Source organism: Thalassobacillus pellis (assembly GCF_016908295.1).
GTDB lineage: Bacteria > Bacillota > Bacilli > Bacillales > Halobacillaceae > Thalassobacillus > Thalassobacillus pellis.
In genome coordinates, this window is the sequence record NZ_JAFBDO010000008.1 from 1 (window position 1) to 12,005 (window position 12,005).

Annotated in this window: 12 protein-coding genes, 1 riboswitch and 1 other annotated feature; of the genes, 2 read left to right on the forward strand and 10 right to left on the reverse strand. The window is 41.7% G+C overall.

Features of this window, described 5'->3' with window-relative positions; all coding sequences use genetic code 11:
* Positions 1–573: 573 nt before the first annotated feature.
* The 6 genes from JOC33_RS18030 to JOC33_RS18055 all read right to left on the reverse strand — a co-directional run bounded on the left by JOC33_RS18030 (position 574) and on the right by JOC33_RS18055 (position 5,908).
* Positions 574–927 carry a hypothetical protein gene (locus JOC33_RS18030; RefSeq protein WP_205093950.1) on the reverse strand — a complete coding sequence of 118 codons (354 nt, stop codon included), beginning with the start codon at positions 925–927 and terminating at the stop codon, positions 574–576.
* Positions 928–999: 72 nt separating this feature from the next.
* Positions 1,000–1,536, reverse strand: a complete 537-nt coding sequence (locus JOC33_RS18035; RefSeq protein ID WP_205093951.1) for a DinB family protein — start codon at positions 1,534–1,536, stop codon at positions 1,000–1,002.
* Positions 1,537–1,990: 454 nt separating this feature from the next.
* Positions 1,991–2,326, reverse strand: coding sequence for a rhodanese-like domain-containing protein (locus JOC33_RS18040; protein WP_205093952.1), 336 nt, complete (start codon positions 2,324–2,326; stop codon positions 1,991–1,993).
* A gap of 15 nt (positions 2,327–2,341) precedes the next feature.
* Positions 2,342–2,653 carry a rhodanese-like domain-containing protein gene (locus JOC33_RS18045; protein ID WP_205093953.1) on the reverse strand — a complete coding sequence of 104 codons (312 nt, stop codon included), beginning with the start codon at positions 2,651–2,653 and terminating at the stop codon, positions 2,342–2,344.
* Positions 2,654–2,772: 119 nt separating this feature from the next.
* Entirely contained in the window at positions 2,773–5,190 is a 2,418-nt protein-coding gene (gene leuS, locus JOC33_RS18050) for a leucine--tRNA ligase (RefSeq protein ID WP_205093954.1), read from the reverse strand.
* Between the two features lie 95 nt (positions 5,191–5,285).
* Positions 5,286–5,503 (reverse strand) — a binding site (T-box leader).
* 96 nt (positions 5,504–5,599) lie between these two features.
* Entirely contained in the window at positions 5,600–5,908 is a 309-nt protein-coding gene (locus JOC33_RS18055) for a DUF2524 family protein (RefSeq protein WP_205093955.1), read from the reverse strand.
* Positions 5,909–5,999: 91 nt separating this feature from the next.
* Between JOC33_RS18055 and mnmM the strand changes: the two genes are divergently transcribed.
* Positions 6,000–6,569 (forward strand): tRNA 5-(aminomethyl)-2-thiouridylate-methyltransferase MnmM, encoded by a 570-nt coding sequence (gene mnmM / locus JOC33_RS18060; RefSeq protein WP_205093956.1) that lies wholly within the window; start codon positions 6,000–6,002, stop codon positions 6,567–6,569.
* Between the two features lie 230 nt (positions 6,570–6,799).
* Here the strand turns inward: mnmM and JOC33_RS18065 are convergent, their stop codons facing one another.
* Together JOC33_RS18065 and JOC33_RS18070 are read right to left on the reverse strand one after the other, a co-directional pair.
* Entirely contained in the window at positions 6,800–7,876 is a 1,077-nt protein-coding gene (locus tag JOC33_RS18065) for a tetraprenyl-beta-curcumene synthase family protein (protein WP_239534298.1), read from the reverse strand.
* Positions 7,877–7,881: 5 nt separating this feature from the next.
* Positions 7,882–8,682, reverse strand: a complete 801-nt coding sequence (locus tag JOC33_RS18070) for an alpha/beta hydrolase (RefSeq protein ID WP_205093957.1) — start codon at positions 8,680–8,682, stop codon at positions 7,882–7,884.
* Positions 8,683–8,751: 69 nt separating this feature from the next.
* Here JOC33_RS18070 and JOC33_RS18075 point away from each other — a divergent pair, with 69 nt between their 5' ends.
* Entirely contained in the window at positions 8,752–9,267 is a 516-nt protein-coding gene (locus tag JOC33_RS18075) for a gamma carbonic anhydrase (protein ID WP_205093958.1), read from the forward strand.
* A gap of 563 nt (positions 9,268–9,830) precedes the next feature.
* On the opposite strand, the gene metK is transcribed toward JOC33_RS18075, so the two are convergent.
* Both metK and JOC33_RS18085 read right to left on the reverse strand, forming a co-directional pair.
* Positions 9,831–11,027: a methionine adenosyltransferase gene (metK, locus tag JOC33_RS18080; protein ID WP_205093959.1), complete on the reverse strand. Its 1,197-nt coding sequence runs from the start codon at positions 11,025–11,027 to the stop codon at positions 9,831–9,833.
* A gap of 327 nt (positions 11,028–11,354) precedes the next feature.
* Positions 11,355–11,461: riboswitch (SAM riboswitch) on the reverse strand.
* A 47-nt stretch (positions 11,462–11,508) separates the two neighbouring features.
* A complete protein-coding gene (locus JOC33_RS18085; RefSeq protein WP_205093960.1) occupies positions 11,509–11,898 on the reverse strand; it encodes a DCC1-like thiol-disulfide oxidoreductase family protein in 390 nt (129 codons plus the stop codon).
* Positions 11,899–12,005 lie beyond the last annotated feature (107 nt).

Here is a 12,005-nt window from a genome sequence, read left to right on the forward strand (position 1 = left end):
AGCGTTCGTCCTGAGCCAGGATCAAACTCTCCATAAAAGTAAAGTTTGACTTGCTCATTGTGCACTCATTCGTGCGTTGTTTGATTTCCTCATATTAAATGAAGAAATCGAATTGACGTACTGGTTGGTTCGTTCAGTTTTCAAAGATCAAATTTGTGATAACTGCCCTTATCGACAGTAATAACATTCTAGCATTATTTCACAGTTTATGTCAATAGGATGATAGACAAAATATTTGGAAATTCGCTAGATAATTTGGAATCGCTCAAAGAAGCGACATTGACTATAATACACAGATTTGAGGAAAGTGTCAACAACTACTTTTCAATTCTTTTCTATATAATTTATAAGTCTGAAGAGAACACTCTTGTTTAATGTTTTGTATGTAATTCATTTCAAACCTCACCACAGAGATGTCATATGAATAGTATCAATAAACAGGATGAGAGGTATATATATTTATCAACTTCATTCTATTAAACGCTGTAGAGTTACTACGGCTTTTTAAAGAAATAGAAAACCTATTAAGGAGTTTTACTGACTACGGAATAAAGTACCTATTAGTTAAGTTTTTTAATTTGAAAGTTCTTTTAATTTTACTACTGCTTCTTCCATGTCATAGGTTTTAAACTTTAACTTTTTGAACTCTCCTCCACCGGTTTCAAATATTAACACTGCTGGAACTTGTTCTATTTCAATTTGTGGATGTTGTCCTTTTACATCTTTTAAACTCGATATGAATTTTATTTCGTGGAATTTTTCTGATGATACGTCTATTTCTTCTGTAATCTTCTCGTCTGTCTTATCATCTCCATTTTGTACTACCAAAACGGAATATGTTTTTTTATCTACTTCATTAGGCATACACCCAACTAATAAGCTGAAAGTGAAAGTAAACAATAAGAAGATAGCGGATTTTCCTTTCACTGGTTAATCACTCCAGTTCTCTTTTGGCATAACAAGCACAATCCAATAATTTAGAATTACGCTCTATACATATCAATCTCGCTCCTTCGGCCAAGAGCCTTGTTGTTTGCGAATTAATACAATTTGCCCAATGTGGTATACGTTGTGCATAATTTGCCGAGCTAGAACCCCAACACGTTCCTCTTCCTGTTGACTGTCATTAAGATGCGCCAGTGATTTACGTAGGTTCTTACAAATTAGACGTGTCTCTGCCATGGTAGCCTTCCATTTTTCAACATCTTCAGGGTTCCCTTTATCTCCAAAGGTATCTTCTGCTAAAACTGCTTTCCATTTAGAATCCGCTGGTTTCCCGATATCTCCAAACGAAGCTTTGTTATTAGATGACTTTTTCTTAGTGGTCGGGTCATTGATTTGTCTAACAAGTAAGGCGTTGTAGTAGTTTAGATGGTTCACAGTTTGCCAAATTGTATTCCCTCCTCCAGGGGGTTGCCAACTCGCATCTGTGGAATTTAAACCCTCAAGAGCAGGTTCTAAAGGTAAAAACCAGGTCTCAGTATCCCAACTGAAGTCATATTCCATGCGAAAAATATCCATCAATTCTAGGTTCATGTGCATTCCCCTTAACCTCTCCATTTGTTAGTATTCCTCATCAATTGAGTCTTAGCTACCCAATGGAATGATATCACCATTTAAATTAAATGCTTTAAGTATCCCATCAGATAACATCATGTTTCCCCCCGGTTAATTTGGACTTTTATTTATGGAATTGTGTAAAACTAATTTTACTTTTGCTCATCCAATTAATAGGCTTGTTCAACACACCTGATATGTTGGTTTATGCCTTAAATTCAGACAACCAAAGTGTATCATATCTATCCACGTCTAGAATTAAAATTCCCTTTACTACTCATTTGTTGCTTTCAATTCACTGAAGTTGAACTTCCATTAAATATTCCAAAACCGAGCAAGACGATTATACAGCTACTTGTTCCCCCACACCGTTAATCGTTTTATTCACTCAACGTAAAAAAAAGCCGTCCTGTTAAAAGGACAGCTTTCTATCTTAAGTTGATGTTACATAATAGATTTTCTTCTTGTGCTTCTTTCGGAAAATGTTCGCAGCAATTCTTGCACTACGTACATCATCACTGACTACCAAAACATCCTTCTGGCAGTCAAACTGCCCTCGAAGTGCTCGTGACAAATAACTTAGCGGTATATTTTCAGCGCCAGGGAAGGGATGCCGGTGAGCAGAAATATAATCACGAATGTCAATGACGCAGTAATGTTTATCCTGTAATCCTTCTTGGTCGACTTTTCTTAAGTGCATAATGGGAAGAAAAAACCTAATTACTCCGATCAGCACCAAACAGATAACTAAAACAGTAAGCCAGTCCACTTTTTTTGGCTCCTTTTATGCTTTCGGCTTTGTTTCTCCGTCCCAGTTGAGCATACCGCCCTCCAGGTTATGAACGGTGAAACCATTTTCATTCAAGTATCTTGCTGCATTCATACTTCGCTGTCCTGAGCGGCAGACCATAATATACTCCAGATCTTTGTCCAAATTATCGGCTGATTCAGGAATATTGCCCAGGGGGATATGAGTTGCGGATGGAATCATACCCTGGGCAACTTCTTCGTCTTCCCGAACATCAATTAATTTAATATCTTTATTTTCATTCAGCATTTGCTGTACTTCTTCTGGTTTATATTCACGGATACTCATTTTATACTCCTCCTTTAGTACATTGCACTCCCTATTTTTAAAAATTACGCGTGAATTGTCAAGGAATGGGGCCTGCTAAAAAAAAGCTGATCACCTATATAGGTGGTCAGCTTTTTTGATCAATTAGCGACGATGTTGACGAGCTTTCCTGGAATGGCTATCACTTTTCGTACAGTTTTCCCTTCCAGCCACTCCTGCACTTTTTCATGTTCGATTGCCTGTTTCTCCAGATCTTCCTTAGAAGCGTCTTTGGCAACCGTCATTTTCGCGCGGACTTTACCCATCACCTGTATAACAATCTCCACTTCGTCTTCTATCAATTTGGATTCATCATACGACGGCCAAGCCTGATAGGTGATTGTTTCTTCATTGCCAAGTCGTTCCCAAAGCTCTTCTGCAAGATGTGGTGCAACAGGAGAAAGCAACTTAACAAAGCCCTCTAAATATTCTTGTGGCAGGCTGTCTGCCTTGTAACCTTCGTTGATAAACACCATCATTTGGGAAATACCTGTATTAAAACGGAGTTCTTCAAAGTTTTCCGTCACTTTCTTAACCGTTTCGTGGTATACCTTTTCCAGTTGGCCTTCCCCTTTATCATCGATGATTTTATCAGAAAGTCTGCCTTTCTCATCAATGATCAGTCGGTGAACACGGTCAAGGAATCGGCGTGCGCCATCCAGTCCATTGGTAGACCACGCGACAGAGGCATCAAGTGGCCCCATAAACATTTCGTATAGCCTTAATGTGTCAGCACCGTGAGTTTCTACAATATCATCAGGGTTAACTACATTACCTTTGGACTTACTCATTTTCTCGTTATTTTCTCCTAGAATCATTCCTTGGTTGAATAGCTTCTGGAATGGTTCTTTCGTTGGGACAACACCAATGTCATAAAGAACCTTGTGCCAAAACCTTGCGTAAAGAAGATGAAGGACGGCGTGTTCTGCCCCTCCGATATAAATATCGACTGGCAGCCACTTTTTTAATTTGTCGCTATCAGCAAGTTTTTCATCATTGTGCGGATCGATATAACGGAGGTAATACCAGCAGCTTCCAGCCCATTGTGGCATGGTGTTCGTTTCCCGGCGCCCTTTCATACCTGTTTCCGGATCGGTCACTTCTACCCAGTCAGAAATGTTAGCCAAAGGAGATTCTCCCGTACCGGAAGGCTTTATTTCCGTTGTTTTCGGCAATACTAGTGGAAGGTCCTCTTCCTTTACCGGTGACATTGATCCATCTTCCCAATGAATCATCGGGATTGGTTCTCCCCAATATCTCTGCCTGCTGAACAGCCAGTCACGAAGACGGTAAGTTGTTTTCTTTTCCCCTTTACCGTTTTCAACCAGCCATTCAATTGATTTTTGAATAGCTTCCTCTTTTTCGAGGCCATTCAGGATACCTGAATTAATATGCTTGCCATCGCCGGTGTAAGCTTCCTCTTCAATATTTCCACCTTCTACGACAGCAATAATGGGAAGGTCGTACTTCTTAGCAAATTCATAGTCCCGCTCATCGTGCGCAGGAACGGCCATAATTGCTCCGCTTCCATAGCTCATCAGCACATAGTCGGCAACCCAAATCGGAACCCTGTTACCATTGATTGGATTGATGGCATAAGCGCCAGTGAATACACCAGTTTTATCTTTCGCCAGGTCTGTACGTTCCAGATCGCTTTTCGCTTTAGCATTATCGATATAGGAGTTTACTGCTTCGCTTTGTTCTTTCGTAACGATTTTTTCAACAAGCGGATGTTCTGGAGCCAGTACTGCATAAGTCGCTCCGTAAAGTGTATCTGGACGTGTAGTGAAAACATCAAAACTGTCCTCATGTCCTTCAATACCAAAAATCACTTCTGCACCGTCTGATTTTCCAATCCAGTTACGCTGCATATCCTTAATGCTTTCCGGCCAGTCAAGATCCTCGAGATCCTCCAGCAGACGGTCAGCATACTCGGTTATCTTCAAAATCCATTGCTTCATCGGACGTCTTTCAACAGGATGACCGCCGCGTTCACTCTTTCCATCAATTACTTCTTCGTTAGCAAGCACCGTACCAAGTGCCGGACACCAATTCACAGGGACTTCATCTACGTAAGCAAGACCTTTTTCATAAAGCTTAAGAAAAATCCATTGTGTCCATTTGTAGTATTCAGGATCAGTTGTGTTCACTTCCCTTTCCCAGTCATAAGAAAAGCCAAGTGCTTTAATCTGACGGCGGAAGTTATCAATATTCTGCTTTGTGAATTCAGCCGGGTCATTCCCAGTGTCAAGGGCATATTGTTCTGCCGGCAGGCCAAAAGCATCCCATCCGATCGGATGAAGGACTTCATAGCCTTGCATGCGCTTCATTCGGGACATTATGTCTGTGGCTGTATATCCTTCAGGGTGACCGACGTGCAGACCAGCACCTGATGGGTATGGAAACATATCCAGTGCATAGAACTTCTTTTTTTCTGATTCGCTGTCCGTTGCAAATACTTTGTTTTTATACCAATAATCTTGCCATTTCTTTTCAATTTTCCTGTGAGCAAAAGCCATTACATTTTCCTCCATTTCATTAAGCAGGTAATCTATAATAATCGATACAGACGAGCAGCTATTTATAAAAAATAAAAAAAGCCTCTCATCCCAACGTATGGGACGAGAAACTTTGTTCCCGCGGTACCACCCAAATTAACGCATTTACAGCGTTCTCTTCAGCATCGATATCGGTGATGGACCGGCAAAAGCTACTGGCATTCACTTTTGCGACATCCAAGGTGAGTTCCTCAGCTGCAAGGACAGCTTCCACCAGCCGCTGCCTCTCTTTGTACTTGCTCACTGAATACTATTCCTTTTCTAACGTCTTCATATGATTATATCCGTATCTTAATGAAACGTGCAGGCTTTGTCAAGTTTACACCCCGGGACATCCATTTTCTGGATGTCCCGGGGTGAGCTTTTCTTTTCAGCTGTTCTCGAGGTCGTTTTCATCAAGTATCATGTCATTTAAACATTGGGATACCTGCAAGTGAAGTCTGTGCAGCTGGTCTTTCTGCTGATGGTTGGCACTGTTCATAAGTTTATCGATTTCCAATTCTGCCTGCTCAAGACCTTGCTGAGCTTCTACGTAGCTTGCTGTCATCGGATAACCATTTTGATTGGCCAGGGACAATTCAAATTTTGCCTGCTCCAATCGATCATGCGCTTCCTGGATCATTGCATCAATAGACGCTCTTGTCGCCATATCAATCACCTCTACCTTAGCTTGGTACATATCTTTTTTTTCATACACCTTGCTTACTTTGGACCCAACCATTAGCAATGCTAAAATAAAGATTACGACCAAGCAGAAAGGATGACTTTGGATGACCTTGGAACGAGTATTGGATTTTGCCCACAACCTGCTGAAGACAACTTTAAAACAAGGAGACGTAGCGATCGATGCCACCTGCGGAAATGGGCACGATACACTGCTTTTGAGTAAATTAGTCGGCGGTGATGGGCACATTTACAGCTTTGATATACAAGAAAAAGCGATTGATACAACCAGAAAAAGACTGGATGATTCAGGTGTCACTAACACCACTCTCATCCATGACAGCCATGATCAAATCTCAAATTATCTTCCCAAAGAACATTTTTCCGGACTAAAGGGAGCAATCTTCAACCTCGGCTATCTTCCAGGCAGTGACAAAAACATTATCACAAAACCGAATACAACTATCGAGGCTTTAGACCAGCTGCTTACGTTTATCCAACCTGGAGGCATCGTTGTCCTTGTTGTATATCATGGCCACCATGGCGGTAAAACGGAAAAAGACGCACTTATTGAGTACGTCACAGGTTTGGACCAGCAGGGCTGGCATGTACTGCAATATAATTTTATAAACCAAAAAAACGATCCGCCTTTTGTAATCGCCATTGAAAAAAGTTAGAAAAACTTGAGCTTGTAGCCAAGCTCTTATGGCGACAAGCCTTAGTTTTACTTATACTTTAATCCTTTAAAAAAGTTAAACTTTCTTAAAGTGGAACAAAAACTAAACGCGCCTCGTTCACCCCCGACCAGCTTAAGACCTCGAGGGGGTAGGCGCTGGTGCTGGATGTAGTTCGCTGTGCAGTAATCAACAGAAATTATTAATAGCCCAGAACTAGAAAAACCCGGCCCTCATGTAGAACGACCGGGTTTAACCATGTGGTAAACCTTCGTATTATAATAGAAGAATTTTGCTTTCTTACCACTTACCTTCAACAAATCGCGGACAAAGCTTTTTGCCTGGTGAATGTTGTCCACTTTACGATCGGCAAGGTACATACCCACTAAACCTTCATGAATCATTTCGTGAAAATGCGCGTCCGGCAACTTCTTGATTCTCCTGTTGGTCTCTTCAACAAAATATACAAACCGCCGTTTCATTTCATTATAATGCGTATAGTAGGAACAGAAGTTCAAGTCTCCTTCTTCTTTATCCTCCTCCTGGTCAATATAATAGTCCAGAAGGATGTGGAGCCCCTGCATAAACGGAAAATAACTTTCTGAAACCTGGTTGGCCAACCCTTTTGTCATCCTTCCGCCCAGCGTATAAGACACAAGGCAGAATATTCCGAGAGTAGACCCCGTACAAGCGGAAAATTCATACCACTTCAATTCGGGCAATTCTTCCCGATGCTCATTGAACCATGTCTGGAGTCTGGGCACTCTTTCTTCTTCGACGACATGTTTATGTACCTGAAGGTCATTATATAAAAGACCAAGCTTTTGCACATCTGAGCTGGCTTTTTCATAACCTTGGGCATTCATTAATACCTGCTGGCATGTTGATACTAAAGCATGCAGATATCCACCGTCGTCTTGTTCTTTCCGTAAACGGTAATACTCCCGCAACGGGTTCCCTGGTGTCAATGCATCGGTCATTGAGTGATGGAGCATCCGGAAATCTTCAGGATCCATAGATGTACTACGGTCACAAAGATTATCCAAATAGTCACTGATTGTCTGGTAAGCGACTATAAAACGGATAGCCTCTTTCCATTCCGCCCCAGCCAGCAAAGCATAGATGGAACCACCTTCACAATGAAAAGTTTTTGCATCGATGCTTGCCATAGCTTGCTTTCTTAGTTCGGGATCAGGAATAGCTTCTGCCTTATTAATCCAATAAGCCAATTCTTTATGAACTTGGGGAAATATCTTTCTATATACGTTTACCATCAACGTCCACGCGTTGGATGGGGTCTGAACGGACAATGTGCTTACCTCCTAACAAACATAGCCTTATCCAATTGAAACTGCAGATACGAATTCATATACTGATAAACCGTTAATCGTTCCGGTTCATTTAATATTTCATGGTACATCGATGGCCATTCTTTATAACTTTTCTCACTTATGTCTAATTTGTGAAACCAGTCTTTCGTCTTATCAATATTAACCATCAGGTCTTCTCCTGCCTGCATTATCAAAGTCGGCACATCAGGGTAGTCATCGATTTGTTTGAATGCTCGCTTCATGCCACGGACGAATTCCCAATACCACCTTACAGATATTTTATCTAAAATTAAAGTATCATCCCTGTCTCTTTCCATTACATCAATGTTACGAGTGATTTTCTCTGAAAAAGCCGGTGTTTCCACTTTCATTTTAGGATAGACCATATCTAGAACGCGGGAAACTATTTCCACAGGCTTAGTCGGTTTTTCATAAATACCCAATGCTGGCGAAGATAATAACACTGCCTGTACATTCAGCTTCCTTAATTCCATTGTCCGGATAACTGCCAATCCTCCCATACTGTGACCCAGCAGAAAAACCGGAAGTTCAAAACTCTGTGCTTTTTCCACCCACTCGCATATCGCATCGATATATTCATCAAACCGTTGAATGTGGCCTCGTCGCCTCGAGGACTTCCCCTGTCCCGGAAGATCTCCATAAATGACATGAAAGCCCTGCTGCTGATAAAAAGCAGCTGTTTCATCATACCTTCCAGAATGTTCAAATGCACCATGAACAATCACAAGGATTCCTCTTGGTGAATCAGCCAACAATCTTTTCATCGGTATCTCCCCTTCGCCTGCTCTCATTTTTGCTATACTATCAATATCATTATTATAAGGGGGATATCAATGATTTGCGAATATAAAGGAAAACACCCGAAAATTGCAAAATCTGCGTTTATAGCAGAAGATGCTGTCGTTACAGGTGACGTGAAAATTGGGGAAGATTCAAGTGTATGGTTCAAAACAGTGATCCGTGGAGACGTGTCACCAACTGAGATTGGCGACAGGGTAAACATCCAGGATCTAAGCATGCTGCATCAAAGTCCTGATAAAAAATTAATAGTCGAGGACGGGGTAACAGTTGGACATCAGGTGACTCTACATTCCTCTATTGTCAGAAAAAACGCATTAATCGGTATGGGTTCCATTATCCTGGATGGTGCAGAAGTAGGCGAGGAAGCATTTGTTGGTGCCGGAAGCCTGGTTCCGCCGGGAAAGAAGATCCCACCCCGAACGCTTGCACTTGGCCGCCCGGCAAAAGTAGTACGTGATCTTACGGAAGAGGACTTCTCTGAAATGGACAGGATCAGAAGAGAATATGTTGAGAAAGGACAGTATTATAAAAAGCTTCGAGAGGAATAAAAAATCATTTCTTCTCACATATTTTCCCCTCCTGACAGACGGTTTTACCTTTTGCACATAGCAGGAAAAGAATGTCCACTATAATCGAGGCAACTGAAAAAAATCTTTTATAATGCTAATGGAGCGGGTAAAGTTTGTTATTGATTCTAGCGAATCGCTTGCCGGCGGATGCTTGCCGCGGGCACGGCCTCAAGCCTTCTTGGTCAAGAAGATCACTTGACCAAGTGGATCTTCGGCTCGTGCTGTTCCCGCAGGCATCACCGCCTCTCGCTCATCGTAGAAACAACCATATTATAACCTTCAACATTGGCGTATTAAAAAGAGTGAAGTTTAACCAAGCATCTCCGTCGATGCTTTATGAGACCTCGAGGGGTTAGGCGCTTGACTGGATGAAGACCGCTTTAGAGGTTTATCTACAACCATTCTTTTTTATAAAGATCCTATACAAAGGAAAAAACGGTCGGTATAGATACTAAACTCTATACCGACCGTTACTTTTAAAATCATGCCTTTTCTAAGCCTTCAGTTTTTCAGTAGCTTTTTTAATCAGGCCGTCCTTTTGTTTAATTAATTAATTTTTTCAGATCATCTGCTTTATCGGTTTTTTCCCATGGAAATAATTTGTCCGTTCTCCCGAAATGACCATATGCAGCTGTATCACGGTAAATCGGGCGGCGCAGATCAAGCATCTTAATAATCCCCGCCGGCCTGAGGTCGAACAGCTCCCTGATTCGAGCCACAAGCTTCTCTTCGCTCACTTTCCCTGTCCCGAAAGTGTTGATGGAAATCGAAACCGGCTGGGCGACACCGATTGCATACGCCAGCTGGACTTCGCATGACTCTGCAAGCCCTGCTGCTACGATATTCTTGGCTACATAACGGGCGGCATAAGCTGCAGATCGGTCTACTTTAGTAGCATCTTTACCACTGAACGCTCCTCCACCGTGTCTTGCGTAACCACCATAGGTATCTACGATGATTTTACGTCCCGTTAACCCTGCATCCCCTTGAGGACCTCCGATTACAAAGCGGCCAGTCGGGTTGATGAAATATTTTGTTTTATCATCAATCAGATGCTCCGGAACTACTTTTTCAATAACATGATGTTTCATGTCTTCCTTGATTTGTTCCAATGTAATTTCCTCAGCATGCTGCGTGGAAATAACAATCGTATCTACTCTTATTGGCTGGTCATTTTCATCGTATTCAACCGTGACTTGTGTCTTGCCATCTGGTCGAAGATAACCAAGCGTTTCATCTTTTCGCACATCAGCCAGGCGTTTGGAAATTTTATGAGCAAGAGAAATAGGAAGTGGCATCAATTCAGGAGTTTCGTTATTGGCATACCCGAACATCAAACCTTGGTCTCCGGCACCGATAGATTCGATTTCATCATCGCTCATTTGGCCTTCGCGGGCTTCCAGGGCAACGTTGACACCTCCAGCGATATCTGGGGATTGTTCATCTATTGCAGTCAATACAGCACAGGTATCCGCGTCAAATCCAAACTTAGCCCTCGTATACCCAATGTCCTTGATCGTCTGCCTTACAATGCTTGGAATGTCTACGTAAGTATTTGTGCTGATTTCCCCGGAAACTAATACTAAACCGGTAGTCACCGTAGTTTCACATGCTACCCTCGCATTGGGATCATGTTGCAGGATTTCATCTAATATGGCATCAGAAATCTGGTCACAGATCTTATCAGGGTGTCCTTCTGTCACAGATTCTGACGTAAACAAGCGGCGGTTATCAGGCATTCTTACAAACTCCTCCTTAAAAACTGTATTATAATGGACGGAACTCATCATCCAAGATCGTCTTTGTTGTAATATTCCAGTGCCTTAACATTCTAACTATCCTTATCAATTTAATAAGGATTGAGATTTTACTTTATGCCATAGATTTTCAAAACGTGCTTATTAGCACCGGAAAGTATTTTTCATTAAATTACAGATTCGTTGAATACTATAGGAAACACCGGTACAATTTCCCTTTTCCTTTTACAGAGGGAAAATACACGTTTATTTACCCTATAAAAAGAAAAAGCCTTTCCTACTTCAGAGGAAAGGGGCATTATCCTTTCGCTCTTATCGTTCAAGGAATTTTCCTTGCTGCAGGTTAGCACCTTTTCACTTAGTGATGGTTGCTGGGGTTCATTGGGCCTGCTCCCTCCACCTACTCTGGATAAGAGAGTTTCCGTTCGCACTATATAGTACCCAAATTAGCGAAACTTGTCAATCAATGCCGGCGGTCGTGGATACTGCAGGCGCCATCTGAACATTTATCTTTAAATATGCGGTAACGGTTACGGGCGATCCATCTGTAGATTGGCTTGCCAATTAATCCCATACCGGGTATAGAAGCAATTAATCCTAAAGGGAAGGTCAATGGGCACCTGACGAGCATGTAGGTTACAGCATGGTATCCTGCACGACTTGTCTGATCCGGCTCAATAATATGTAGTTCGCTTTTGATTGCAGCCCTTTCCTCTTGTGTAACAAGGGTTTCTTTTTCATATTGCTGTAACGATTTCCATTCAAACGAACCCAGCCAGTCCAACCATTGAAATATGGACTTTGTCTGTCGGCACAAGTAGCACTGACCATCATATAAAACAAGCGGTTTCACACACTCACACCCTCTCTTCAATAGTATAACAAAGATTACATTTATGAAAAAAATATGTCATTCTGAATAATAGTATGGATTAATAAAATTAATGTGTTATACTAATA